Annotated in this window: 20 protein-coding genes; 13 read left to right on the top strand and 7 right to left on the bottom strand. The window is 47.1% G+C overall.

Annotated features, from left to right (window positions below):
• Positions 1 to 13: 13 nt before the first annotated feature.
• The 3 genes from ACR32F_RS01295 to ACR32F_RS01305 are packed head-to-tail and all read right to left on the bottom strand — an operon-like array spanning position 14 to position 2,266.
• Positions 14 to 592 (bottom strand): VanZ family protein, encoded by a 579-nt coding sequence (locus tag ACR32F_RS01295; RefSeq protein WP_440115439.1) that lies wholly within the window; start codon positions 590 to 592, stop codon positions 14 to 16.
• Between the two features lie 29 nt (positions 593 to 621).
• The gene (locus ACR32F_RS01300; protein WP_440115441.1) at positions 622 to 1,749 is read right to left on the bottom strand and encodes a DUF4179 domain-containing protein; all 1,128 of its coding nucleotides are present in this window, start codon (positions 1,747 to 1,749) and stop codon (positions 622 to 624) included.
• Entirely contained in the window at positions 1,733 to 2,266 is a 534-nt protein-coding gene (locus tag ACR32F_RS01305; RefSeq protein ID WP_440115443.1) for an RNA polymerase sigma factor, read from the bottom strand. Before ACR32F_RS01305 ends, ACR32F_RS01300 begins: the two co-directional genes overlap by 17 nt.
• A 327-nt stretch (positions 2,267 to 2,593) precedes the next feature.
• Here ACR32F_RS01305 and ACR32F_RS01310 point away from each other — a divergent pair, with 327 nt between their 5' ends.
• From ACR32F_RS01310 to ACR32F_RS01325, 4 genes are all read left to right on the top strand, one after another.
• Positions 2,594 to 3,427 (top strand): PRD domain-containing protein, encoded by an 834-nt coding sequence (locus tag ACR32F_RS01310; protein ID WP_440119637.1) that lies wholly within the window; start codon positions 2,594 to 2,596, stop codon positions 3,425 to 3,427.
• A gap of 136 nt (positions 3,428 to 3,563) precedes the next feature.
• A complete protein-coding gene (locus ACR32F_RS01315) occupies positions 3,564 to 5,492 on the top strand; it encodes a beta-glucoside-specific PTS transporter subunit IIABC (protein WP_440115445.1) in 1,929 nt (642 codons plus the stop codon).
• A 52-nt stretch (positions 5,493 to 5,544) separates the two neighbouring features.
• Complete coding sequence (locus tag ACR32F_RS01320; protein WP_440115447.1) at positions 5,545 to 7,002, top strand: glycoside hydrolase family 1 protein; 1,458 nt, start codon at positions 5,545 to 5,547, stop codon at positions 7,000 to 7,002.
• Positions 7,003 to 7,008: 6 nt separating this feature from the next.
• Positions 7,009 to 7,200 carry a 2-keto-3-deoxygluconate permease gene (locus tag ACR32F_RS01325; RefSeq protein WP_440115449.1) on the top strand — a complete coding sequence of 64 codons (192 nt, stop codon included), beginning with the start codon at positions 7,009 to 7,011 and terminating at the stop codon, positions 7,198 to 7,200.
• Positions 7,201 to 7,303: 103 nt separating this feature from the next.
• On the opposite strand, the gene ACR32F_RS01330 is transcribed toward ACR32F_RS01325, so the two are convergent.
• Positions 7,304 to 7,987: a type 1 glutamine amidotransferase domain-containing protein gene (locus ACR32F_RS01330; RefSeq protein ID WP_440115451.1), complete on the bottom strand. Its 684-nt coding sequence runs from the start codon at positions 7,985 to 7,987 to the stop codon at positions 7,304 to 7,306.
• Positions 7,988 to 8,288: 301 nt separating this feature from the next.
• Between ACR32F_RS01330 and ACR32F_RS01335 the strand changes: the two genes are divergently transcribed.
• A complete protein-coding gene (locus ACR32F_RS01335) occupies positions 8,289 to 8,936 on the top strand; it encodes a TetR/AcrR family transcriptional regulator (protein ID WP_440115453.1) in 648 nt (215 codons plus the stop codon).
• A 341-nt stretch (positions 8,937 to 9,277) separates the two neighbouring features.
• Here the strand turns inward: ACR32F_RS01335 and ACR32F_RS01340 are convergent, their stop codons facing one another.
• Both ACR32F_RS01340 and ACR32F_RS01345 read right to left on the bottom strand, forming a co-directional pair.
• Positions 9,278 to 12,292 (bottom strand): DEAD/DEAH box helicase, encoded by a 3,015-nt coding sequence (locus ACR32F_RS01340; RefSeq protein ID WP_440119638.1) that lies wholly within the window; start codon positions 12,290 to 12,292, stop codon positions 9,278 to 9,280.
• Positions 12,293 to 12,297: 5 nt separating this feature from the next.
• Positions 12,298 to 14,070 carry an SWIM zinc finger family protein gene (locus ACR32F_RS01345; RefSeq protein ID WP_440115455.1) on the bottom strand — a complete coding sequence of 591 codons (1,773 nt, stop codon included), beginning with the start codon at positions 14,068 to 14,070 and terminating at the stop codon, positions 12,298 to 12,300.
• A 203-nt stretch (positions 14,071 to 14,273) separates the two neighbouring features.
• Here ACR32F_RS01345 and ACR32F_RS01350 point away from each other — a divergent pair, with 203 nt between their 5' ends.
• Entirely contained in the window at positions 14,274 to 15,092 is an 819-nt protein-coding gene (locus ACR32F_RS01350) for an endonuclease/exonuclease/phosphatase family protein (RefSeq protein WP_440115457.1), read from the top strand.
• Positions 15,093 to 15,352: 260 nt separating this feature from the next.
• Here the strand turns inward: ACR32F_RS01350 and ACR32F_RS01355 are convergent, their stop codons facing one another.
• Positions 15,353 to 16,012, bottom strand: coding sequence for a methyl-accepting chemotaxis protein (locus tag ACR32F_RS01355; protein ID WP_440115459.1), 660 nt, complete (start codon positions 16,010 to 16,012; stop codon positions 15,353 to 15,355).
• 513 nt (positions 16,013 to 16,525) lie between these two features.
• On the opposite strand from ACR32F_RS01355, the gene ACR32F_RS01360 reads away from it, so the two are divergent.
• From ACR32F_RS01360 to ACR32F_RS01390, 7 genes are all read left to right on the top strand, one after another.
• Complete coding sequence (locus tag ACR32F_RS01360) at positions 16,526 to 18,862, top strand: glycoside hydrolase family 88/105 protein (protein WP_440115461.1); 2,337 nt, start codon at positions 16,526 to 16,528, stop codon at positions 18,860 to 18,862.
• A 267-nt stretch (positions 18,863 to 19,129) separates the two neighbouring features.
• Complete coding sequence (locus tag ACR32F_RS01365) at positions 19,130 to 20,464, top strand: ABC transporter substrate-binding protein (protein ID WP_440115463.1); 1,335 nt, start codon at positions 19,130 to 19,132, stop codon at positions 20,462 to 20,464.
• Positions 20,465 to 20,512: 48 nt separating this feature from the next.
• A complete protein-coding gene (locus ACR32F_RS01370; protein ID WP_440115465.1) occupies positions 20,513 to 21,463 on the top strand; it encodes a carbohydrate ABC transporter permease in 951 nt (316 codons plus the stop codon).
• Positions 21,460 to 22,308: a carbohydrate ABC transporter permease gene (locus tag ACR32F_RS01375; protein WP_440115467.1), complete on the top strand. Its 849-nt coding sequence runs from the start codon at positions 21,460 to 21,462 to the stop codon at positions 22,306 to 22,308. The genes ACR32F_RS01370 and ACR32F_RS01375 overlap by 4 nt, the downstream gene beginning before the upstream one ends.
• Before the next feature lie 27 nt (positions 22,309 to 22,335).
• Positions 22,336 to 24,306 (top strand): sensor histidine kinase, encoded by a 1,971-nt coding sequence (locus ACR32F_RS01380; protein WP_440115469.1) that lies wholly within the window; start codon positions 22,336 to 22,338, stop codon positions 24,304 to 24,306.
• Positions 24,303 to 25,907, top strand: coding sequence for a response regulator (locus ACR32F_RS01385; protein WP_440115472.1), 1,605 nt, complete (start codon positions 24,303 to 24,305; stop codon positions 25,905 to 25,907). Before ACR32F_RS01380 ends, ACR32F_RS01385 begins: the two co-directional genes overlap by 4 nt.
• 219 nt (positions 25,908 to 26,126) lie before the next feature.
• Positions 26,127 to 26,276: a hypothetical protein gene (locus ACR32F_RS01390; RefSeq protein WP_440115474.1), complete on the top strand. Its 150-nt coding sequence runs from the start codon at positions 26,127 to 26,129 to the stop codon at positions 26,274 to 26,276.
• Positions 26,277 to 26,489 lie beyond the last annotated feature (213 nt).

Genomic DNA, 26,489 nt, shown 5'->3' on the forward strand with positions numbered 1-26,489 from the left:
GGGAGCTGGTCTGCTACGCATGTTTTCGAAGGGAGCGATTTGGCAGACTCCATGGGGATATCATACGCTGGCCTATCGCAAGTTTTGTGATTCTGTGAAAAATGAGATAACCCATGATGCTGCCCACTGTATTGGCAATCAGATCGTTTATGTCCGTAGTACGGCCATTACCGAGGGTAACCCGGATGATGAGCTGCAGCATTTCTATGGAAAAGCTCAAGATCAATCCGATCCGCACAGCTTCTCTCACTGAGTCTGCCGAAGACCTGACCAGAGGAAGCATGAAGCCGAGCGGCATAAACAACAGAATATTCAGTGCAAAACTGGGGATATCTAACGTGAGAATCGGAATGAACTGAATCGTTTTGTACCAGGGCGTCTGATTGGCATACATACCTATATTGACATCGATAGGGAAAAAGACAAAATGCATGACCGCCAAAAGATACACAGCAAATGCAATGATTAAAGTGTAATGCCTTATTGAGTACCTGATTTGATTCACCCTGATGTAGAACACCAGAGCGATCAGGAAGAGAATAAATAGTGGACCCAGTACAGTTATGGATGCAACCGTAAGTTGAATGGACATGGGGAAAGACTCCTTTTTAAATGTATGGTTTACGGTTGATGAAGTTCGATTTTCATGTCCATTCCTTTGATGAATTGCCGATCTGTGATCTCTTCCGTAAAATCATCGTTAATCTCAAACGGCTTCACGATCAAATACGTTGAGTCTCCTGGCGTGGTGGCATAGATTCGTTCGGATTTTAATTGATTGCCCTCATATAAGCCCTCACCGCTCAATGCAGTCAATTGTCTGCCCTGATCATCGTAAATTGCAAACCCTATATTTCGTAACTGCTCTTCATCTTTAGCCGTGAGCATGCTCTTACCATTAAGTGAGATCACCGTAGACAGACGTGTTGTAATCGGCGTAACCTGAGCTTCCGTAACGGATGCGGTTATCAGATCATTGGAGACGATGGCATTAGGTTTAATATGCTGAATATCCTCAGTCGTTTTTGTAAAAGGAATGTTCAGCTTAAATTCATGATCAATGCCCTGCAAAGTGAACGTGACCTCAGCGTCAAACTGATTTGGCAGTCCGGCAGCTATCTGGTTTGAGGGGATTACCTGCTCGAACAGCAGCGTATCCGGCTGCGTTTGTCCTGCAGAACCGTAGAACAAACCGCCACCTTGCCCTGTACCATTTACGTTAAAAAAGACATTCTCAATTCCGTTGCTAAGCTTCACGATGTCCTTGCCGTTGTCATATTCGCCATTGTTCAGGTTGGGTGCGGTAACATGAACCAAGAAGGCTGCACGAGTACCATCATATACGGTTTCTGACACTTCTAGCTTCACATCCTTGAACGACACACTGCTGTATACGAGCTTCGTAAGCCCTTCGTCTCCTGCTGTACGCAATCCCATATCGGCTTCAATGGAGCTGAAGAGACTGCCAACCAGCGGGATGCTGCGCAAAGAGTCAGCCATAACGGGAGACACAAATCCAGAGGCAAAGACGGTCACACCCAATACTCCGGCTGCAATAGTTGCTGCGGCTGTACGACGCAGACCTTTACGAAGACGCGGATTATGTGAAAATGGTTCTGAATTCATACGGGGTGATTCCGGTAGTGATTCCAGCGTGGCATCAATTCGATTGCGAACAGTTGCTGACATGACGGGTCGCTCCTTCGCGTGTGCTCTTAATTCCTGATCGATATTAAACGGGTTTGACATGTAGTTTTACCTCCCGAAAGTTCTTGAATTTGTGATACAATTCTTGCCTTGCCCGGCTTAATCTCATTTTCACCGCGCTTTCGGAGATATCGAGTGCATCTGCTACCTGCCGCAGGGAGAGATCCTCGAAATAATGCAGCACGATGACGACTCTCTTTTGTTCATCAAGCCGATCAACCGCTTCTCTCATATCGACCTCATCGAAGGGACTGGAGGGTTCTGGCTTTGCGGGCACCTCTGCATAGGACGTAGAGAGGGAGCGACGGGACAATAGGGTGTTGCATTCATTAATCAGGATGCGGAACATCCACGTTTTGAAATATTGGGGTTCACGAATCATATGCAGCGATTTATAGGCTTTCAAAATCGTCTCCTGAATGGCATCAGCCACGTCTTCCTCTTTGCGAAGCATGGATTTTGCGGTATTGTACAGGGAATTCTCAAGTTGTCGGATAAGCCTGATAAAGGCGTCACGATTTCCCTGGATGGCCTGGTTCACAAGACCGGTCCATTCCATCGGTACCAGCTCCTTTCATGGGTTGCGGGAAACCATTTCCCTTTGGTTTACATGAATTAGACTCTCACCCGGCACATATGGTCACAATTATTTTTTGGGAGATGTGAAGGGGTCAATATCATGGACGATTTGGACAACATTACACCCTTCAATTGGATTGCACAGTAGAGGAGTCGTTTCCCGAATATTGGAGGATTGACATTCTGGTGAACAGGCCTATAATAATACTTATATTCATAACACGGACTGTTACTGGGAGAACCAGGCATGACCGAATTCGATTATTTAACTGTAATCGCTTTCGGTCTTTTTTTATTTCGTCGGGGGGTGAGGACATTGAAGGTTATTAAGAAAGTAAATAATAATGTGGCTATTGCCATTAACGATAATAACGAAGAAGTATTTGTTGTGGGTAAAGGGGTAGGATTTCTGAAAACGCCTTATGAGCTGACGGAGACCGATTTGGTGGAGAAAATATTTGTGGCACCGAAGAATATCCGTATGTATGACCTGCTGAACAGCATACCGATTGAGGATATTTATTTGGCTGAGGAAGTCATCAAGCTTGGTAGTCAGATTCTGAACAAACAATTTAACCCGAATCTGCTTCTCACCCTGTCCGACCATATCAGTTTTGCATTGACTCGGCAACGGGAAGGTATCCATATTAAGAATCCGCTGGAGTGGGAAGTCCGAACCTTATACCCTAATGAGACACGAGTTGGGGAGGCTGCACTGAAACTGATTCAAGAGCAGACGGATGTGGCCTTGCCAACGGCCGAAACAACATTGATCGCCCTGCATTTTGTGAATGCACAGGTAGGCTCAGGAGAGATGACAGACACCACCAAGGTAACGACAGTTACGGGCGAGATCCTATCCGTGATTAAATACGCTCTCAAAATTGACTTTCAGGAAGACTCCATTCACTTTATGCGATTTGCGACACATATAAGGTACTTCATCATGCGACAGATGAGCGGTAAATCGCTCAAGGATGAGAATGAATCACTTTTCCTGATGGTGAAAGAAAAGTTTCCAAAGGAACTGGCATGTGTTGAGAAGATTGCTGATTTTCTGAAAAATAATTACGGCTGGACCTGTTCTGATGATGAAAAGTTATATCTGATTCTGCATATCCAACGACTAATATCCAATTAAACAAACGAATATTACACAATGGACTGTTACTGATTCGATCAGGCATGACCAAGCGTAGGGAATGACGATTCCCCGGCTTGGTCATTTTTTATATAAATTTTTTCTATTATATCTCTATTTATAAAGGAGAAGGGTCATGAACAACAAAGACTTGGCTAAAAACGTACTTGATCTTGTTGGCGGCGAGCAAAATATATCGGGTCTAACGCACTGTGCAACCCGTTTGAGATTCGTATTAAAGGATGATAACAAAGCAGACCTCAAGGCACTGGATCAGCTCGATGGCGTGCTTAAGGCTCAAAATTCCGGGGGACAGATTCAGGTTGTCATCGGTGCAAAGGTAGATGCGGTATACAGTGAAGTGAGGAATCTGACCTCTGACCATATTGGCGAGCTTACGGAGTCTACAGACAGTGGACCGAAAAAGAGACGCAACCCTGTCAATGTAGTGCTTGAAACCATCGCTGGTATATTCACGCCTATTCTGCCAGCACTTGTTGGTTGCGGGATGATCAAATGTTTGGCTACTGTTATAGCTGCAATGGGGTATCTGGAAGGCTCCGGCTTCCTGACGATCATTAACATGATCGGGGACTGCATCTTCTACTTCCTGCCGTTCTTCCTGGCCGTTAGTGCAGCGAATCGCTTCAAAACTAATCCTTACCTGGCGGTGGCTCTAGCTGCCGGACTGATGCACCCAATTATTCTGAACGCTGCGTCCCAGATTGCTGAGACGGGTGTGAACAGCATTGATTTTCTTGGCATGCCGATCCTGTTGATGAAATATTCATCTTCCGTCATTCCTATCATTCTGGCGGTATGGATCATGAGTTATGTGTACCCACTCGTTAACCGGTTAATACCCAAATTTCTGCAAGTTCTGATTACACCAATGATTGTCCTATTTGTCATGATCCCACTGGAATTGATTGTACTTGGACCAATTGGATCGTATATCGGTGACTGGCTAACGAACGGAATTAACTCGTTGTTCTCGACGGCTGGTGTTCTGGCGGGGGCTATTCTTGGCTTTTTCAAACCGATCATGGTTATGTTCGGAATGCACTATGCCATCATGCCAATTCAGGTTCAGCAAGTTGCAACACTCGGTTCAACCGTTCTATTGCCCACAGCACTCGCGGCGAATTTGGCTCAGGCTGGAGCAGCCTTCGGTGTATTTGTACTCACCAAGAGTAAAACGATGAAATCAGCGGCTGCTTCGAGCGGATTTACTGCTTTGTTCGGCATTACCGAACCGGCAATCTATGGAGTTACACTGAAATACAAACGTCCCTTTTTCGCAGGTTGTGTGGCTGGCGGTTTAGTCGGCGGATTCTACAGCCTGGTGCATACAACAGCGAATGCAATTTCGCTTCCAGGGGTATTGGCACTGGGCACGTATACATCCGATCGTTACATGTATGTCGTTATTGGTTGTATTGCCGCAGTTGTATTGGGATTTGTATTTACGCTGATGGCAGGCATTAAGGAAGATAATAAAGGAGCCAAACCGAAGCAGCACTCTACCGATGCGGTAGGGGACATCCAGCCGGCCGTTGCAACAGAAGCAACTCCAGCATCAGTAACATCACAGACTTCCACATCGTCTGACATGCTCATCGTTAGTCCAATGACCGGGGAGATCAAACCGATCTCTGAGGTAGAAGATCAGGCATTTGCCCAAGAGTTAATGGGTAAAGGCATTGCGATCGTTCCGACAGAGGGCAAAGTGTATGCTCCTTTTGACGGGGTAGTCGAAGCACTTTATCGTACCAAACACGCCATCGGACTGAAGGCGGCGAATGGAGTCGAGATCCTGATTCATATTGGCGTGGATACCGTCAGTCTGAAAGGAAAATATTTTAACGCCCATATCGAACAGGGACAGACGATCAAAGCAGGCGATTTACTGGTTGAATTTGATCGGGAAGGCATTACGTCAGCAGGCTATAACACCATTACTTCCATTGTAGTAACCAACATGCAACAGTATGGAGACGTACTGAGCACAGCTACCAGCGGCCCAATTCGGGAGAGCGAAGCTTTGATCAAGCTGATTCCGTAAATGTGATGCATGACTAACATATCTTGAAACCAATTTGTAGGAGGAAACTTAAATGACCAATTCTAATTTTCCAGAAGATTTTTTATGGGGGGGTGCCCTGTCTGCCTGTCAGGCTGAAGGTGCTTATGACATGGATGGCAAGAGTCTGACCATTCCGGAAGTGATGAAGTTTAACGAGAAGAATGACCGCAAAGTGACCAAGCAGATCAGGGTGAATTGGGAGATGATTGAAGAGGCCAGAAATGACCCGGATACCGTGAAATATCCAAAGCGCCGAGGAATTGATTTTTACCATACATTTAGAGAAGATATTGCGCTGTTCGCCGAAATGGGTTTCAAGGTATTCCGTTATTCCATCTCATGGGCCAGAGTATTCCCGAACGGGGATGATTCAACTCCGAATGAGAAAGCACTTCAGTTCTACGATCAAGTTATCGATGAATGTCTAAAATATGGCATGGAGCCATTGATCACCATCAGTCACTTTGATACACCGATTGTACTGATGGATAAGTTCGGCGGATGGTATAACCGTAAGCTGATTAATCTGTATGTGAACTATTGTGATGTGCTGTTCAATCGCTACAAGGGAAAAGTGAAATATTGGGTGACGTTCAACGAGATCAACATGAGCGTGAAAGCATCAGCTAAGACGCTGGGTATCATCGATTATGATGCTCCAAATTATGAGGAAATGCTGTTTCAGGGGCTGCATCATCAATTTGTAGCTGCGTCCAGAGCGACTAAGATGGCCCATGAGATTGATCCGAATAACCAGATCGGAAGTATGGTGGCTTATTTTACAACGTATCCTTACACATGTAAGCCGGAGGATGCACTCCAGATGCAGCAGGATGATCAGATGAAAAATCAATTCTATTTGGATGTGCTCAATAAAGGCGAGTACCCTTATTACAGTAAAACGTATTTTAAAAACAAGGAAATCCAGCTGAATATCGAGGATGGTGATCTGGATAGCATTCGCGCACATACGGCTGATTTCGTGGGGATGTCGTATTACAACTCCATGATATCCAGCAGTGATACGGAGCAGCTTGAATTAACGGCAGGTAATGTACACAGTGTATATAAAAACCCGCATCTGCCCGCTAACGAGTGGGGTTGGCAGATTGATCCCATTGGCCTGCGGTATACACTTAATCTCGTATATGATCGGTATCAAAAACCTGTGTTCATTCTGGAGAACAGCTCAGGCTTCTACGACAAGCTGAATGAGGACGGGTCGGTCAACGATCCATACCGAATTGATTTCCTGAGCAAACATATTGAACAGATGGGACTCGCCATTGCCGATGGAGTCGAAGTGCTTGGTTACACGATGTGGGGACCGATTGACATGATCAGTTCAGGTACATCTGAGATGAGCAAACGGTACGGATTTATCTATGTGGATCAGGATGACTATGGCAATGGTACGCTAAAAAGATATCGTAAGGATTCCTTCTTTTGGTATCAGAATGTGATCCGCACGAACGGAGCAGAACTGTAACATACCATGAATATTCTGGGACGTATCAAAAAAATCCCTGGCGGTTCCGGATTCAATCCGGCGTATACGCCTTATGTTGACACAGCGATTGCTCAAATTGCGTTTGCCGTGATCCTGACTTCGATGACCGTGCCTTATATCGTAAAGCGACTGGCTGGAAGAACAGCAACGGAAGCTTCTTTACTGGAAGATAAATAGAAAAAAACAGCACGTTATCTGTCAGGTCATGACGGATTACGTGCTGTTTTGATTTGTTCATCTATATGATCTCCTGGGGGAGGAGAGGAATCAATCGGTTATTTTACAGGCCAAGCAATTGTTTGACACTTTCAGCTACCGCTTTGCTGGATTGAGGATTTTGTCCTGTGACCACACGGCCATCTGTTGTGACATAGGAGCTGAATGCAGCAGCTTTATCGTATTGTGCAGCACGTTCTCTCAATGCATCTTCCAGCAAAAATGGAACATATTCGGTTTGTTGAGCCAATGTTTCTTCTTCATTCGTGAAGCCAGAAACCGTTTTGTCTTTGATCAGAAGCAATCCGTTGGACAGCTTCACGTTCAGCAGAGCTGTAACACCATGGCATACGCCGGATACAACGCCGCCTTTTTCATAAATTTCACGAGAAAGCTCTTGAAGTTCAGTGTTGTCCGGGAAATCCCACATCGTACCGTGACCCCCTGTGAAGTAGATCGCATCGTAGTCACTTGCATTCACTTCGCTAGGTTTCAACGTGTTTTTCAATTGGTTCATGAACGTTTCGTTCTCGAAATAGGCTTTGGTGCTCTCATCCAGAGACTCGCCCAGACTTTTCGGATCAAGGGGGACATTTCCACCTTTGGGGCTGACCAGATCGATCTGAACATTTTCGTTATGATCAAACTCTTCAATAAAGTGAGTTGCTTCGCTCAGCCACAAGCCAGTAGGCTCGTCCTTTGTTGCGTATTTATCTACATTGGTCAATACCACTAATATTTTTTTCATATGAAAAACCTCCTAGAATAATAGATTGAAGACTTTAAATTATATTGTGTAAAATATAATTGTGTGTAATTTGATAGACTAAATATAACATGCCCCTATTCAAAAGTAAACTAAAACATTGAAATTAGTTTAGTTCGTTCAATGTTTCTATTTGGTATATCCATGCTATACTCAATATTATCTTGCCCATCTCAGAGCCCGTAAACTACTTGAATCAACATGAATTGCGTGTATCGTCAGGACTGGCTTACACACTCTTTTTGCAATAGAACAAAGCTCATTATTAAGGAGGAGACACTCCGTGAAACGTTTGGAGAACTCACAGAAATTTCTGACCATGATCATTCCCGTGCTCCGCACCACAACCATTAGTTCGCTTAGGATTGACGACGTAGCCAAACATATGGACATCAGCAAAGCGACACTATATAAATACTTCTCATCCAAAGAGGAAATTATTCAGCATATTTTGGACGATTATATAGAGGAAATTCACGATTCCAGAGCCATGATCAGAGATGATTCAGTCTCGTATGAACGACGATTCCAGATTGCGTACCAGCATTCCATCTCCCATGTGTTATATCTACCGGATTTTTTCTGGAGTGATGTGAAGAAGCTGTATCCAGGGTTATATGAGGGAATCGCGGCAGCTTTACGACATCATGGTGAACAGTTAGGCCATTTTTTCGAGGAGGGTATGGAGCGGGGCATATTTAACCGAATCAATCCCATTCTGTATATGATTCAGGATGAGGCGGTAATCCGTCGATTGGCAGAGCCTTCTTTTTCGATCACATACGATATAACTATTCGTCAGGCACTGTTTGATTTCTACCTTATGAAAAAGAATCAGCTGTTGAATCCCAAGATGGTGGAATCCCTTGATGATCAACCTGTAAAGGAACATATCAATGAGTTGATCCATCAGTTATCACGAACAATGTGAGATGAAATAATACATTGAATTTGATTCATTTTATATTTATCTTAATTTTTTGAAAAATAGGCTCAAGGTTCTAGGACTTTTGATATTTAATAATGTCGAAAAATGTCGATTATCAGGAGATGTCTTCAATTGCAAACAGCCCAACAAAATGGGGATGAAGCTGCTGTTCAAAAGCTGAAAAGCCATTCAAGATCATCCATCATCGGTAACATGCGTTAAGAACGGATAATTAACTGCAATAACAAAAAAGCGAAGACGGAACTTAGGTTCCGAAACTTCGCTCTTTTTGTGCTCTAATAGGATGTGTTTCATGTCTCCATACTACATTGTTCGCTTCCAAGTTAGCCTGACCAGTCGCGACGCCGAGTGAACAGATCCTTCAGCTCATCGGTCGACAATTCCGTAATCCAGTTCTCGGAGCTTGTAATGATGTTATCGCTAAGCTGCTGTTTGCTCTCCAACATCTCATCAATACGCTCTTCCAGCGTACCGAGGGAGATGAACTTGTGCACCTGAACATCCTTGGTCTGACCCATTCGGTAAGCTCGGTCGGTGGCCTGATTTTCTACGGCAGGGTTCCACCAACGGTCAAAATGGAACACATGATTGGCCGCAGTCAGATTCAACCCCACGCCGCCTGCCTTGATCGACAGAATGAAGACGGACGGTTGCTCATCCGTAGGCAATGTACGGGATTGGAATTCGTCAATCATGCGATCCCGTGCCGTCTTGGAGGTACCACCATGCAGATACAGCACAGGTTCCTGCAACTCCTGTCTCAGTACCTGTTGCAGCATCTGTCCCATACCGATATATTGTGTGAAAATTAGGCAACGCTCACCTTCATCACGCAATTCACGGACAAGTTCCATCAGCCGTTCCAGCTTCGCGGAGCGACTGATCAGCATCGCCATATCCTGCGGGCTGTACAGGTCATATGATGTCACAGAGCCGTCGGGCGATACTGTTTCAGGCAAGGCTTCCTTCGTCAGCAACAGTGGGTGGTCACACAACTGCTTGAGTTGGGTTAACGCGGACAGGATCGCGCCTTTGCGCTTGATACCTTCGAGTTCTTTCATTTTATCCATCAGAGCCTGGACGGACTGGTCATACAATGCACTTTGTTCACCCGTAAGGTGAATATAGGTCTTCATCTCGTTTTTGTCCGGCAGATCAAGCTGGATATTCGGATCTTTTTTCTTGCGGCGCAGCATGAACGGTTTCACCAACTGTTGCAGGTCCTGCATGCGCTGCTCATCCTTATCCTTCTCGATCGCACTGATAAAGCGAGTCTGGAATGCCCGCGCACTGCCCAGATATCCTGGATTAATAAAATCATAGATCGACCACAGCTCGGATAACCGATTCTCGATTGGTGTACCCGTCATTGCAATGCGGTGTTTCGCTGGGAAACTTCGAACGGCCATGGACTGCTTGGTCTGGGCGTTCTTAATATTCTGCGCTTCATCCAGACAGATGCATGCCCACGTATAGGATTGCAACATTTCCTGATCCAGTGTAGCCGTAGCAAAGGACGTAATGATAATATCCACCTGCTCCGTCTGCTCCCTGAATTCTTCTCCGCTTAATCTACGTGCACCGTAATGCAGACTGACATTAATGGAGGGGGCGAAGCGGCTAATCTCCTTTTGCCAGTTGCCCAGTACGGAAGTCGGGCAGATTAGAAGTGCCGGGGCTTGCCCCGGAGAACGCGGTTCATGATCCTTGATGTGCAGCAGATACGTAATAAACTGGATCGTCTTTCCGAGACCCATATCATCTGCAAGACATGCACCAAGTCCAAATCTGCGCAGAAAACCAAGCCAGGCGAAACCTTCCTTCTGATAGGATCGCAGCTCGGCATGGAGTCCCGCAGGAATTGGAAGGGAAGGGGCGCCGCCTTGTCCGCCGCCGAGTTGTGCGATGACCCGATTCAAGTGTTCGTTCAGTTCAACCTCTAATCGAATGTTCTCACCGGACTGTATTTGCTCCTCTTCCACTTCCTGTCCTTCCTTGCGCTTCTGGTTGCGATATTCACGTTGCTCATTGTGCAGCAGATGCAGGTGCAGAATATCCTGGAACGATAATCCCTGTTCTCGATCTACACCGCCCATGGCCCGACGGATCTGCTCTAGAAGGTCAGGGTCAAGCGGAACCCATTCCCCGCGAAAACGGACCAGTCGTTCATTACGTGCAACAAGATCAGCGAATTCATCCTCGCTAAGATCGGTGTCACCAATCGCAATTCGCCAGTCAAAATGAATAATCGAGTCCAGTCCAAAGAACGACTGTCCTCGCTCACTGCCTTCCTCTGGCTTCACCTTGGCACGCAGCTTCGGTTTCTTCTTACGAGCTGCTTCCCACCAGCCCGGGAGCAGCACTTGCCATCCGGCTTTCAGCAATCTGCCGCTATCCAGCGTCAGGAACTGCCAAGCTTGCTGATCGTCCAGTGGATCACTCAGCACATCCCGCCTACCGCTAATGGAGCTTCCAAGACGTGGCAGATGCGCACGCAGCTGATCCAACCATCCGATGGAGCGATCCAGAATGAACGGCGTCCATACCTCTGGCCATTCTCCTTCAAGCCTGCCGCGTGAATCCAGCATGACTGGCACCAATACGGCAGCATCCAGCTTGTTCTGTAATACCAATCGCAGCCGCCATGCGGGTTCATCATCGTCCGGCTCCAGCAATTGCAGGAGCGGTCGGAATGGTGCCGCATCTGCTTTCCAGCCGATGGACACGAGCCAGGACTGGGCATCCATACCGGCTGTCTGAGGAGTAGCCCCACTTGGTGGGAAGAGTTGCGGGAATTCACGCCGCAGATCGGTTGCAGCTTCTTCCGAGCTATACCAGCGCTGGAATACCGAAGCAGAGTAGGCCGCACGAAGTCCCTCCGCATAGCTCTCATCCGTCTGTTGAATGGCTTTGCTGAGGGATGCCCGATCCTGTTTCTTCAAGCTGTCTGGATCCCAGGTCCATTGTAGTTGTCCTGCGCGAAAAGCCTCGAAGCTAGGCACATATTTACGATTCTCGATCGTTGCTGCCAGCACGGGAGCCAGGCGGATTAAGTGCTCGGCCTGCTCATCCCATTTCCATTCAATATGAAGCAGCGTATGCATCTCGGCGAAGAAGGGAATCACTTCTTCCGCAGGCAGTACAACCAGCTCAATCTCTTCGATCTGTCGAGTCTCCAGCTCTGTACCGTAGAAGGAAGGCGCATGCCAAGCAAATAGTCGCTGCTTGAGCGACTGTCCTGATACAAAGTGGTGGGTATTCAGTGCCCCGTAGAATAAGGCATCGCCATATCCGGTTAAGGCAACGTGAACCTCAATCGTTTCGGTGTAAGGGTGCATTAGACTCATGAGATCAGTTTACCTTTCCGAAGCTCTTCCTGCAGGGCACGCAGCCTACTGTTACGGACCGCCAGCGTGGTGATGAACTGCTCCCAGTGCGCTTCTTGCTTCATTTTTTTGTAGATTTTGGATAGTCGTTTCAGCAGCTTCACCGCTGCTTTGTATCCGTCCCTGTTCTTGTGCCCGATATAACGCTCCACCGCTTGATGGTAAAAGGGTAGCAGCAGCTCAGGCGCTTCCTTCTCAATGGGCTGTAATACAGCGACACGGAATTCGAGCGGCTCCGTCTCCGTGCTCAGCTGAAAATCAATCCATCTTCGCCACTGTCCACGAGAATGCATAGCGTCTTCGTAGGCTGGACGGGAATGGGGAAGCATGCTGACAAGCGTGTCCCACATGCGGTTCTCCACATCTGGCAGATGATGAATGGCCGTGTCCCATAGTTGCATATAATCATTCAGCGGGGAATTGCGTCGATTCGCGAGCAGGGGTCCAAGCTGGACCAGCCACTCTCCAAGCCGTTTCCAGTCCGATAAATCAGCGAGTACATGCAGAAAATGCAATAGTTGCTCCGGAGGAATGCCATATGCCGAGCTTCCGCTGATTAATCGCTGCCAAGCCTGCTCATCTTGTCCCAAATGGAAATAGATCCAGCTTTGCGCCAGTACGAGCGGCAAAGGCAGAGTTACAGGTTTGCCTGGCGTACCACGTCCACTTCCGCTTAAATTTGCTACGCTTAATACACTCTCCCCGGACTGGGCTGGTGTGGAGGAGGCGGTCAAACCCTGTTCTACATCATTCAAGATGTCCAGTTCCGAATGGAGCGTTTCCTGATCACCCTGAACATGAGGCACAATCCAGTTCAACCACAACTCTCGATAGATCGGCGTAAAGAACATCATGCTAGCTGTTTCGGACAACATCTGAGTACGCAGATAAGCTGAGGTTTCTTCGAGTCTGTTCCAATGTTGTTCAAGTTTCTTGCCCTGCAGACCTGACAGATTAAGCGGGTGGTTAAGGATCTGTTCAATGCCTTTCTGGAGCGCATCCACTGCAAGCTGGGCAGGATAACTTAGGTACACTGGTGTATGGGTGATTGAATTGCGGGCTGGAGGCACACAGAATCGCATCAGGTATAGTTGCACATGTAGTTCAAAAAGCTGGTCCATACCAGTGGACAGCCTTGGCTTGATCGCATAAAGCTCGTCCGCCGCTGCCTGTACATAGGATGTACTTGCCGTGCCCGTACCCAATCGTTTCAGACAAGCCCGGAACAACTCGTGCCATTCCGCGATGTCCAGATGGGCAATGTCCATTGCCTGCTCTTTGATCTGACTGTACTGGTTATCTGGAATCATTAGATCCTCTTCACGCTCTGCGTAATCCGAATACCCTGAAGACGTTGCAGTAGTGGATTTGGCAGCCTGTTTCAGTGCTGTACTGGAGTGAGCATTCACGATACCGTGTACTGGTCGTCCCATCTGCTCGGCATAACTCATTAAAGCGGCAGACATATGCTTACAACGAGAACCTACCGGGCAGGTGCAGTGACTGGTAGACAGTGATTGCATGCTGAGTGTGACCTCATAGTCTTTCGAACCTTGTACAACGGCCGAGATTCCATTTTGTTCGGTATAGGTTAATGGTCCGACTCGTTTCTGTTTATAATATTGAAATCCGCGCATGATCGTCAGATTGTTAAAATGTTCCGCAACCTGCCTGATCAACTGTTGCCACTGCGCATCATCCATTCTCATGTCATTTGGTATGTTCATCATTCCATCTCCCGGGAAATCATAGGTTCAGTAATCACCACGTCTGGACGTAATGGTGTACATTTGATGTATCCATCATATCAGTTATCGGGTGTTCCGTGCATCGCATAATAGCTTCATATTGTGTATGCTTAGCGTATGTATTCCTTTCAGGAACGATGCAGACCGTGAAATGGCTAAATTTCATACAACAGGAGAGAGCATATATGAAAATACTTACGTTAAATACGCATGCTTGGGCAGAAGAAGACCAACTGAACAAGATTAGCCAACTGGCTGATTTTATTAATACACATCAATTTGATGTGATCTCCATGCAAGAGGTTAACCAATCCATGCAGGAAGAAGCGCTGTCTGAAGAGGAACTGAAATATTATGTCACTACTGAATCGGATGCTGTGGTCAAAAAAGATAACTACGCCTACGTTCTGCTCACGCAACTAACCGAGACCTATCACTGGACATGGATTCCGGCCCATATCGGGTTCGGCAAATACGATGAAGGGCTGGCGATCCTGAGCCGGACACCGATTACACAGACTTTTGGAGAATATGTATCGCATATGCGGGATTACGATAACTATCGGACACGTAAAATTGTCGGAGTACAGACAGTCGTGGAAGGGGAAGTAACCTGGTTTGTGAATGGACACTATAACTGGTGGGATGATGAACAGGAGCCTTTCAAGGGTCAATGGGAACTCACCGAGAGCAAGCTTGCTCCATACATGGACCAGCCGCTGTACATTATGGGTGATTTCAACAATGTCGCCGAAGTGCGTGGGGAAGGCTACGATTATATGATGGACAAAGGCTGGCATGATCTGTACACGACAGCATTGCAAAAGGATGACGGAGCAACAGTGGTCAAAGCCATCGCCGGATGGGCAGGCAACAAACGTAATCTGAGAATAGATTATATTTTCTCCAACCGCCATGTACAGGCCAAATCTTCAACGGTGGTTCTCAACGGTACGAATGGTCCGATCGTATCGGATCACTTCGGTGTGGCTGTAGAAATCTAACCACACGACAACTCTGGACGTGATTTTACAAAAAGAAGCCTCCGGACGCTCATCTCCTCAACAGGGGAGTGGTAGCCGGAGGCTTTGTATATTGTATATTTCAGTCTTTTGCATCATTCGATTCCAGCCGCTTCCTAGGTGTATACAAAAGGCTATTTAAAAACTATGTACATGTCCTTGTTGACGATCCTATCTCCAAACTACGAGCTGTTCTTAGCCTTCTTCTTATTCCAGCGCCAGCATTTTCTGCACAAAGGCTTTCAGATTCCCACTTGTCTCGCTAAGCTGTTCAATACTCTCCATAAACTCAGTAACCAACTGGCCTGATCTACCGTCGCGGTTGTGATCTGTCCAATCTCCTGCTCCATATGTTTCATGGAATCCTGAACGCTGCCAAGTGAAGTCTCGATATCCGTCACCGCTTGTTTGGTGTGATCCGACAACTTGCGAACCTCACTGGCAACAACGCCGAAGCCACTTCCCAGATCGCCGACACGAGCAGCTTCAATCATGGCATTTAATCCAAGCAGGTTGGTTTGTTCGGATACCTCACGAATAACGTTTGTCACTTTTGTCACACTGACGGAGTTCTCCGAAGCGCGTTTGGAGTTGCGCAGTATTTCTTCCGAGGTTGCAGATAGTTCCTCCGAATGTGCAGCAATCTGCTGAATACCACCCATCAGAGCATTAATGGTCGCTTCATTTTCGCTGATAAGTGTCTCCAGTGTCATATGGTTATCCAGTGCGTAGTTTACACCCAATATGCCTACAACCTGATCGTTTTCCTTGATTGGGATGAGGATGGCATCAAAGGGTCTGCCTTGCAGATCACCAGGCATTCGTGCCACGGTACGTGTATCTTTGTTGATCAGCATTTTGAAATGTTTGTAGTCCTCATGCAGCTCATCCCCAACCTTCACACCAATTTCCAGACTTTTTGGCTTCGGAAAAATACAGTACTTTCTTGATCATTAATGGAAATGGATACATCGTCACGAAACATCTGCCATACAAAAGGCATGGCATTAACCAAAGATTCAAGAATATTCAAGGTTCATCGATCCTTTCTCATACAAAAAGTGGATTTTAAGCCTATTACTTTTATCGGTAATGCTTTCAGATTTCTAAACCGTTGCGTCAATAGTATTTTGCATAAATCCCTCGAATGATGAAAGATGCTGTCGAAGAAAAATGAAAGCGTAAACAATAAATTGTAGCCACCATGGAACATGTCAGTTATACTTGGATTATTATTCGGCTGTTCTGACAATAAAAGAAGGAATATAGCCACCTTTTAACAAGGGAATAATCCACAAGGGTTAAGCGCTATACCTAATCAATCATTGTTATGCTAATCTAGTGGTCAAGTGTGGATGTTATGAAATCAATTGATATATGACTTTATTCCAACGGGAGAGGAATGTGGGCATTTAATGACGACTTATTTCAGCGAACCGCAAAGCATGTATTACCGATTTGGAGAAGATCAGGATCAGGTGCTGAAGGTACTGGCCGAGAGATATATTGGCGCCAATGCTCAGGCTGATTTTGTGTATCGGGTATTCCAGAAGTCAGGTATTTTGCAAAATGAAAAAGGTCTGTATGATCTGAATTTAGGTGCACGCCTTCCTGATGCGCAAAAAGGACAGGTCTCTTACGCCGCAGCGTTAGTCTGGGGGGATGAAGATCGGAATCTGGATGTGCTGATCCGCTGTTATGGACCCGTTCGTTTCTATTTTAATGGGCAAATGGTGTATCGCTCCACAGTCATGGATGAGATTGATCCAAATGCAACAGTGAAGTTGGGAATCGACATCAAACCGGGTTGGAATACATTATTGCTGGAATTGAAGTACACCCCTGCGGGATTTGGGTGCCAGTTCGGATCGGATGAGGGGAAGGTGCGGATTCTGAATGTGCTGGCTCCTTTTCAGGAAAGACAGGGAGAAGCTGGATGGGTCTATTCCAAACCGGTAAATTCGGAAGAATCACTCGCTTTCAGCCCAGACCATATCGTCAACAGCTCAGGAAACATGCCTCAAGACTGGAGTCTACTTGGGAAAGAAGAGGATCACAAGCTGGAGTGGTTACCTGATACAAAATGGTCTAATGAAGATCAGACAAAACAAGCCCTTGAGCGAATATACGGGCATCTTCCTGGTCGGCGTGTTTATGCGTGGACTCACCTTAACAATAGCGATTCAACGGACAGTCCCATTCGATTATCCGGTCATTCTTCGGGACCTCTTCAGATATGGTTACAGGACCAAGCCGTTGTTCAGTTAGCCGAGGCTGGTTCATTCGAGGTGGATGTACCCGCATCTTTTGGACGGAATGACCTGCTTGTATGTAGTGAATGCAGTGATACGGCGGAGCCCTGGGGTTTCATTTTAAACGCAACCGTCCTTGGCAAGTCGCTTCAACTGGAGCTTCCTAAGCGTGTGCATGGGGCTTCTGGAGAATCGTGGTTATATGCCGGACCTTTTGAATCTGGGGTAGAACCTGATGTGCAGGATCTGATGCGAACGGATCGGGTGTATAAAGGAAGTGTGATGCAGGATAATCCAGTGACCGGGAATGAGCAGACACAAACGGAATATACGTATTGGCAACTGGACAGACCCGATGCGTGGATACGTCCCTACTACGAAAATGCGATGCTCAGCAACAAATGGACGGTAGGTAGTGTGACCAACTATGGCCGCTGGGATTATCCATTGGGTGTCACCGTGTATGGCCTGTTGCAGACTGGGCGTTATTTGCAGAGACCGGACATCACACGTTATGCGGCTGAACATGTGCAGGCGTGTACACGAATGTTTGAGTACTCGCTGTGGGATCGGGAGCAGTATGGATTTCCGGCAGTGAACCAGCAACTGGTTATGATGAAAATGCTGGATAACTGCGGCTCATTTGGCTCGGCTATGCTGGAAGCATATTCGGAGTATCAGGAACCGACATTTCTGCCGATTGCCGAGCGAATCGCAGAATTTATGCTGTCCCGATTGGAACGGCAGGAGGACGGTGCATTTTACCGCGAGTGCATAGGGGAATATGCGGAGAATACGATGTGGGCGGATGATCTATATATGAGCACACCGTTTCTCGTGCGTTATGCACGACTGACGGGGAATATGTCAGCACTGGACGAAGCTGCCAGACAATTTTTATTGTATCGGAAGTATCTGTTTATGCCTGAGTTCAAAATCATGTCCCATGTGTACGATTTTAAATACGGCCAAGCGACACAGATTCCATGGGGACGGGGAAATGGGTGGACACTGTTCTCCTTGACTGAAGTATTGGAAGGACTGCCAGAAGAGCATCCCGATCGGCCTGCATTAATTACCTTCTTCAATGAATTGTGCGAGGGATATGCGGCTCTTCAAGGAGAGAGTGGTTTATGGCATCAGGTACTGAATGATCCTGAAACCTACGAAGAAGCCTCTTGTACAGCGATGTTTGCTTATGGATTTGCCCGGGGAGTACGTTTTGGATGGCTGAAGCAATCCGATCGTTACATTGAAGCGGCTCAGCGGGCATGGAACGGATTAACCTGCAAAGCAATCGACCGCCAGGGCAACGTACATGGTGTATGCAGCGGATCAAGATATGCTTTCACAGCTGAATATTATAACAAGGATCTGCTCACTGTAACAAACGATAATCACGGTATTGGCATTATGATGCTGGCGGGGACCGAGGTGGCGAAGATGAGAAAACATCTGGCTGAGCGTAAGGTATCATCATCAGCTGCCATGCATTCCTGAGTATAACGATAATGTATTAGATGAAGCATTAGGTGTTACATGCGTATGGTTATTGCCATGCATAACCGCCGGGAAGGTTATTCCCGGTGGTTTTTAATCACTTCGAATACCGGAAACCCAATAAATTGACCTTTACAATTACCCGTCTAAACCCCTTACTTTTTTGACAGGAAAGCTTACTTTTGTTTATGTCATGAGCCGCCATAGACCGTTACAATAGGTTTTGTAAGCGATTTCATAAGAGTGAGAAGGGGAGGAATTTCATTCATGTTGAATACAAAGAAGTGGGTCACCCTGTTCTGCCTGTCCCTGTTAGTGTTCGCTACAGCTTGTTCTGGAGGATCTTCGGGATCAACTGCTTCATCTAATGAAGGCGGTCAGGAAGGTGCTTCTGGCAATATTGAACTTCGGATGACCTGGTGGGGATCACAGACTCGACATGATCTAACGACCAAGGTGATCCAATTATTTGAAAAGAAACACCCTGGTATTGTTATCAAACCGGAATATTCCGGTTGGGACGGATACTTTGACAAGCTGACCACACAGGTAGCCGGTTCGAATGCGCCGGATATCATACAGATGGATTACGCCTTTCTAACCGATTTTGCCCGACGTGGTGCTTTACTTGACCTGACCACATACGCAGAGAGTAAAGAGCTGCGTACAGAGGATCATGACAAGAGCATGCTCAAAGCCGGATCGATTGACGATAAATTATACGCTATTACATTGGGCGTAAATGCACCTGGAGTCATCTATGACGCTACTGTATTCAAAGAGCTTGGGATTGAAGAGCCGCAAGAAAGCTGGACGTGGAAGGATTTTAGCGATATCGCTGCCAAGATTGCAGCAGACAAAGGTGACGGATTCTACGGTTCGGCCGATATGTCAGGAACCACCAATATGTTTGAGGTTTTTATTCGGCAAACAGGCAAGGGACTATTTGATGGCGGGACGATAACAGCAACCAGTGAAGAGCTTCAGCAATGGTTTGACATGTGGGGAGCGCTTCGTGAGAATGGGGGCGCTACCTCTGCAGAAGTGACGGCATCCACAACCAATGCATTGGAAACACGCCCGATCTCGCTGGGTACAGCAGCCATGGATTTTGCGTGGTCTAACCAATTGCTGACGTTCCAGCAGGTGAACAAAAATCAGGATCATAAGCTCGGGATACAAGTGTTGCCGCACGGTGTGGATGAAAAGCAAATCGGTGAATACCTGAAAGCAGGTCAGTTCCTGTCCGGGTATGCCAAAACGAAACATCCGAAGGAAGTGGCGATGTTTATTGATTTTATGGTCAATGATCCCGAAGCTACCGCCATTCTCGGTTCGGAGCGCGGTGTGCCCGTTAATGCCAGCATTCGTGAGAAGATGCACCCTACGCTGCCCGAAGCAGAGCAAGCGATCTTCCAATTTATCGATGTGGTATCCAAAAACTCCAGTGAAATTGATCCTCCATACCCGCAAGGATTTTCCGAAGTGGATACTAGCTTCAAGAGCGCAAGCGAGCAGATCGCCTTTGGACAAGGCAATACAGCAGATGTGATTGCTCAGTTTATTGAGGGGGCCAAGGCGACGCTTGCATCCAGTCAATAAGCTGCTTGAACCGTTCCAGACTTCAAATTCTGCGGGGAGGTTGCGAAAATGAGTACAACACAGGTCAGTCAGGCCCGAACCGAGAGCGTGACAGTCCGGCGGGTGAAACGGAGATATGCCCATAATGGAGCAGCGCTTTTATTTCTGGCCCCATGGCTGGTTGGTTTATTGTTTTTGACACTTGGCCCCATGCTGGTTTCATTATACATTTCGTTCACCGACTACAGTATCCTGGCCGCCCCTTCCTGGGTCGGTCTGGATAACTACACCACGATGTTTACATCGGATAAGCTGTTTACTCAATCGCTCAAAGTCACATTTACGTATGTAGCCGTATCCGTACCGATCAAGCTGATCTTTGCGCTGCTTGTGGCGATGCTGCTGAACAAGGGGATTCGAGGACTCGGTATTTACCGGACAGTGTATTACATCCCGACATTGCTTGGAGGTAGCGTGGCGATTGCGATGTTGTGGCGTAAAATGCTGGGTGGGGACGGGCTTTTAAATAGTGTCCTTGCCATGGTGGGTATTAAGGCACCCGACTGGGTGGCTAATCCGAAGTATGCTCTGTACTCGATCGTACTGTTATCCGTGTGGCAGTTCGGATCGTCGATGATTATTTTCCTGGCAGGCCTGAAGCAGATTCCACCCGAATATGACGAAGCCTCAGCGGTGGATGGTGCAGGTCCACTGCGGAGATTCTTCTATATAACGTTACCGATTCTGTCACCGGTTATCTTTTTCAATCTCGTGATGCAGCTGATTACGTCCTTTCAGTCGTTTACGCAGGCCTTTATCATCAGTAATGGCAGTGGGGGGCCTGTCAATTCAACATTGATGTACTCGCTGTACCTGTACAAAAAAGGGTTCTCTTTCTTCCAGATGGGTTATGCGTCCGCGATGGCTTGGGTGCTGGTGATTCTGATCGGTGTGTTTACATTGCTGGTATTCCGCAGCAGCAAGCTGTGGGTGCACTATGAGGATGGTGGAAAATCATGATTGGACAACGGAACTCTGCTACTTGGGTAGTCGCCAAGCATGTTTTAATCTCAGGTATTGCCCTTGTCATGCTGTATCCGGTGCTCTGGATGCTGGGCAGTTCATTCAAACCAGGACATATGATCTTCAGTGAAACCTGGTTCTGGCCGCAGGAATGGAATTGGAAAAATTACATGAATGGCTGGTCGGGGATTCAGGGTAATCCGTTCTCCCGGTTTCTGACCAACTCCATTGTTCTGTCGCTGGGGGCTGTGCTGGGCAATGTCATCTCCTGCTCAATGGCGGCATACGCCTTCGCCCGCCTTAATTTTCGTTTCAAAGCGATCTGCTTCGGTCTGATGCTAATGACGATTATGCTGCCGCATCATGTGACGCTGATCCCTCAGTATATTCTGTTCAACCACCTGGAGTGGGTCAATACGTACTTGCCTCTGGTTGTACCGAAATGGCTGGCAACCGATGCATTTTTCATTTTTCTAATGGTGCAGTTCTTCCGGGGGTTGCCAAAAGAACTGGATGAAGCGGCCACCATTGATGGCTGCGGTCCTGTACGGATCTATACCAAAATCATCATTCCACTGGCCTTCCCTGCGCTGGTGACCACGATGATCTTCACTTTTTTGTGGACATGGGACGATTTCTTCAGCCAGTTGATCTATCTGAGTGATGTCAGCAAATACACGGTGCCGCTGGGCCTTCGCCTGTTCCTTGATTCCAGCTCCCAATCGGATTGGGGCCCAATGTTTGCGATGTCGGTGCTGTCGCTGGTGCCTTGTTTTATCGTATTTATCGTGTGTCAAAAGTACTTCGTGGAAGGAATCGCTACCTCCGGGCTCAAAGGGTAATACCAAGACGAAACGAGTTGATTCCGTATGAGGAAACGAAGATTATCTCGCTTACTAAATCAAAAGCTGCAACAAAGCAAGCTCTCCACGTTGATGGTGACTTGCTTTATTGCGTTTAACCTGTTGCTCGTCTCCCTGATTGTCTGGCTCGCGTACCAGTCGTTCTCTGCCGTCACCTTCACGGAGATTAGTAAAGCACGGCTGGCTCTCCTGAACGAGAGTACACGCCGGGGATTTGATTTTATTACAGGTGTGACGGGAACCGCCTATTCTCTGGCAAGCAATAGGGAATTGTCGAATCTGCTGGAAACGGCGGGAACGGGCAGACTCACACAAATCCACCAGCGTCGTGAAGTATCCAAAATATTGGATCACACACTGGTGGTCAGTGAAGGTATTACCTCTGTGGAATTGTATACAGATGCCTTCAACGGCGTCACGTTCACCATGGCTGATCGTATCTATCCGGTGGATATGATTGCCGGAGATTCTTGGTTTGCTGCGCTTGAACAGGCCGATGCGGTCTGGGTGCCTCTGCGGGAAAATGAGTCCGGGCATTCGCTGATTGGGTATGCCCAGCGTATTTTCGACAGCCGAGGGAGTACGTTAGCCTACGTTCTAATCCGACTGAGTCGCGCGGACATTGTGCGCAGATTTGCAGATATGCCCATGGTGCTGGATGGACAGGTGCTTTTGGTGGATACTGCAGGTAACGTCATTATGCAGATGGGTGATGACAATTCAGAGCGCGCTTCTTCTATTAATACGTCTGCTGAGGGATCTGTCATAAGGGAAAGTGAACCTGCTGTAGATAGTGCTTGGATTCAGAAGCATGCCGAGCATGGGGAGGATGGATTCGAAGTCATATCTGGCAAGCCTGGTGGATCACAGCTTGTCCTATATTCAAGGCCGGCCATGCTTCAGTGGCGTTTGGTACAGACGATCCCTGTACATATGCTGTTGTCTCCAGTCAGGGAGGCTGGATGGAAAGTGCTCGCGATTGCTGTATTGGGTCTGTTATGCTCTGCCGTACTCGCGTATTTGTTTGTGCGGCGCATTGTCCATCCCATACGTCAGTTGATCAAGCGAATGAGGCAACTGGAGAAGGGAGACTTCGACACTCGTATTCAGCTTTCGTTTACCGAGGAATATGCCCATCTGGGGTACGGCTTTAACCATATGGCCTCCCGGCTGACGGAGCTGATGGAGCAGGTCAAGGAGGAGAGCCGTGCAAAGCGCGAAGCTCAGACGAGCTTGCTTGAGGCCCAGATCAAACCACATTTTCTATATAACACACTCGATATGATCCACTGGCGTGCTCTAGATTATGAAGCCAAAGATATCAGCCGTATGATCGTGCAGCTTAGCAAGCTGTTGCGTATTGGATTGAGCGGGGGCAGACTGTTTATTCGGGTTAGGGATGAGTTGGAGCATGCCCGTTGTTATATCAGTATTCAATCCGAACGTTTGCCATTCTCCATTGATTATCAGGAAAAAATTGATCCGCGTATCCGTGGTTGCTATATTCCCAAAATTATTTTGCAGCCTTTTATCGAGAATGCGGTTATGCACGCTCACCCTAAAGAGGAGAAGCTACGGATACAGGTGGATGTGCGGGAATCGGAGAGCATTCACCCACTGGGAGTGGATACTTCTTCAATGTGTCTCTCCATCGATTCATCTGATCCATCTGATCCATCCAGATTAGGCAGCCAAACCAAGAACTACGGTCTGTTCAGGAAGTTGGCATATGATGAGCCCAGAATCATCATTCGCATTACAGATAATGGACAGGGCTTGCAGGAAGGGTGGACGCTGGGAGAGACGGGTGGGATTGGTGTGCGGAATGTGCATCAGCGCATTCAGTTGTATTGTGGAGTCGGGTATGGTGTAGATCTAAGGGCGGGTGAATCGGGTGGGATGGAAGTGACCATTACGTTGCCGCGCATTGATACGGAAGAGCAGTTAAATCTGTGGATGGACGGTGAAAATAAATGAAAACGATTATGCTCGTAGACGACGATCCTCATATTGTAAGGGCGCTGATCGAACATATTGATTGGCCATCGCTGGGCCTGAGTATTGCGGGTACAGCCTCCACTGGCGTGGATGCGCTGGAGATGTTTCACCGCTTAAGTCCGGATCTGGTCATGACGGATGTATACTTGCCGGGTATGACGGGACTTGAGGTGACGCAGACGCTACGGCGGGAGCATCCCCATCTACCGATTATTATCCTTAGTGGATATGACGAATTCGAGAATGCCCGGGCGGCGATGCGCTGGGGCGTCAGTCATTTTTTGCTGAAACCCGCGGAGGTGGAGGAGATCGAAACTGTGCTGCGCGAAGTACTACTGGAACAGGATGTACGGGAGCGACATGAGCAGCTGGAGCGGACATATAAACAGGAGATTGGACGGGTGGTTCCCTATTTGCGCAAACAATTTCTCCATGAGCTGTTGACCACACGCTATCAGGCAGATGAGTTGCCTGCGGAACGCATGGATTATGTAGGTATTCGCATGTCCTCTCAGGTACGCGCCATCAGTCTGCAATTGAATCGTCCCGGGTTCCTAGCAAGGATGAAGGAGCGGGACTGGCAGCTGTTAAGGTACGGGGCAGCAGATATTATACAGGAGACTGTTAAAGAGCAAAGCCTACAAATGATCGATTGTCAGATAGAGATTGTGGATTATTCGGATCAGGTGTTTGTGTTGCTTCTATTTGCCGGGAAGGATCACCTGAAGCAATTGCAGTCTCTCGTGGAGCGGATGATCGATCAGATCTTCACGTATCTCAAAATTGAAGTGAGTGCCGGAATTGGAACATCCAAAAACCACCTTTGTGAGGTGATGGATTCTTATTTGGAGAGCAGAGAAGCGCTTGAAACGGCAGAGTTTCAGGGTGGCAGCCGTATTTATCGCTATGATTCGTCAGATGGTTCAGCAGCATGCGTCACGGACTACTCACTATTGCTCCGACAATGGAATGAGTCATGGGTGGAAATGCGGACGGATTTGGCAGAGGAGATATGGGTTCATATTCGCAGTTTGCTGGATAAAGGGAATGGTGTTGGTATTCAGGATGTGCAGGTTATAGCGGTGAGTCTGTTCAACACGCTGATTCATAGCTGGAACCGGCAGTATCCCATGTTGGCGCCGCCACTGGCGATGAGTGATTTTTTGCGGGAAATTCAATCGAAATATGCACTACAGGATTTGGTATGCTGGATGGACGGCATTATTGGGAAATGGCTGGATCAGACCAAGAAAGAGACGGGTGAGAAAAAGAGCAATAAACTGGTGGGACAGGTGAAACAGTACGTGGAACTACATTACGCCGAAGAAATCAGCTTTGAAGCGATTGCGAGAGGATTGTTTGTACACCCCAAATATCTCAGCCAACTATTCAAAAAGGTAACTGGGGAGAATTTTGTGAGCTATCTTAATGGTTACCGCATTCAAAAGGCGATGGAACTGCTGCAGTCGGGCCATTACATGGTTTACGAGGTTAGTGGGATGACCGGGTTCCGTAATGCCACATATTTCAGCCAGGTATTCAAGATGCTTACAGGCAAGAGTCCATCTGAAGTAGGGTAGAGGAAGGCAAAGGTGAGTCAAAAAATGGATTGAACGGATTGCGACATATGATTATCGCACACCAAGAGTTTAACGTATAAGGATTAAATTACTCATTTGTGATGGGAAGGTTCAAGATGCTGGAGCATTTTCTTCACATTGTATGCGGATTGACGGTGAAACTGAGAAGATGATCGGGAGCAGGGCGAAGCGTATAACAATGCCGAAGGGTTTGAGAAGATGATCCGGTTGGATACGGTGAAGCCGAAAAATCTGTTTCTTGTTGCTGGCGTGCGGGGACAGGTCGTTGGGTATTATAGAAGTGAAGGCATGGGGGTGGAGCATTATAAGTCGACGCTTGCTTTTGATTCAACATTAGATATGAGGTGATGAGTGCAGTATAATATAATAGAAGATAGATATTGTTTGGAATCCGTTTTGATGAATTTACAGTGAGAGCTTATACAACGGAGATGACGGATTCATACATTTTGGCCACTAGTTATTTAAATCAATAATATACTTTTTAATAAAGATTATTTTAAGTGTTGTAATTATTAATTCTGTGTGATATATTATTAATCCGGCCAAGAAAACACGAGA

Origin of the sequence: Paenibacillus hebaui, from assembly GCF_051934385.1 — a bacterium.
Classification (GTDB): Bacteria; Bacillota; Bacilli; order Paenibacillales; family Paenibacillaceae; genus Paenibacillus.

Coding starts and splice junctions, on each gene's coding strand:
- ACR32F_RS01295 (WP_440115439.1), bottom strand. CDS start 592: ATGTCCATTCAACTTACGGTTGCATCCATAACTGTACTGGGTCCACTA.
- ACR32F_RS01300 (WP_440115441.1), bottom strand. CDS start 1,749: ATGTCAAACCCGTTTAATATCGATCAGGAATTAAGAGCACACGCGAAG.
- ACR32F_RS01305 (WP_440115443.1), bottom strand. CDS start 2,266: ATGGAATGGACCGGTCTTGTGAACCAGGCCATCCAGGGAAATCGTGAC.
- ACR32F_RS01315 (WP_440115445.1), top strand. CDS start 3,564: ATGAACAACAAAGACTTGGCTAAAAACGTACTTGATCTTGTTGGCGGC.
- ACR32F_RS01320 (WP_440115447.1), top strand. CDS start 5,545: ATGACCAATTCTAATTTTCCAGAAGATTTTTTATGGGGGGGTGCCCTG.
- ACR32F_RS01325 (WP_440115449.1), top strand. CDS start 7,009: ATGAATATTCTGGGACGTATCAAAAAAATCCCTGGCGGTTCCGGATTC.
- ACR32F_RS01330 (WP_440115451.1), bottom strand. CDS start 7,987: ATGAAAAAAATATTAGTGGTATTGACCAATGTAGATAAATACGCAACA.
- ACR32F_RS01340 (WP_440119638.1), bottom strand. CDS start 12,292: ATGCACCCTTACACCGAAACGATTGAGGTTCACGTTGCCTTAACCGGA.
- ACR32F_RS01345 (WP_440115455.1), bottom strand. CDS start 14,070: ATGATGAACATACCAAATGACATGAGAATGGATGATGCGCAGTGGCAA.
- ACR32F_RS01350 (WP_440115457.1), top strand. CDS start 14,274: ATGAAAATACTTACGTTAAATACGCATGCTTGGGCAGAAGAAGACCAA.
- ACR32F_RS01360 (WP_440115461.1), top strand. CDS start 16,526: ATGACGACTTATTTCAGCGAACCGCAAAGCATGTATTACCGATTTGGA.
- ACR32F_RS01365 (WP_440115463.1), top strand. CDS start 19,130: ATGTTGAATACAAAGAAGTGGGTCACCCTGTTCTGCCTGTCCCTGTTA.
- ACR32F_RS01370 (WP_440115465.1), top strand. CDS start 20,513: ATGAGTACAACACAGGTCAGTCAGGCCCGAACCGAGAGCGTGACAGTC.
- ACR32F_RS01375 (WP_440115467.1), top strand. CDS start 21,460: ATGATTGGACAACGGAACTCTGCTACTTGGGTAGTCGCCAAGCATGTT.
- ACR32F_RS01380 (WP_440115469.1), top strand. CDS start 22,336: ATGAGGAAACGAAGATTATCTCGCTTACTAAATCAAAAGCTGCAACAA.
- ACR32F_RS01385 (WP_440115472.1), top strand. CDS start 24,303: ATGAAAACGATTATGCTCGTAGACGACGATCCTCATATTGTAAGGGCG.
- ACR32F_RS01390 (WP_440115474.1), top strand. CDS start 26,127: ATGATCCGGTTGGATACGGTGAAGCCGAAAAATCTGTTTCTTGTTGCT.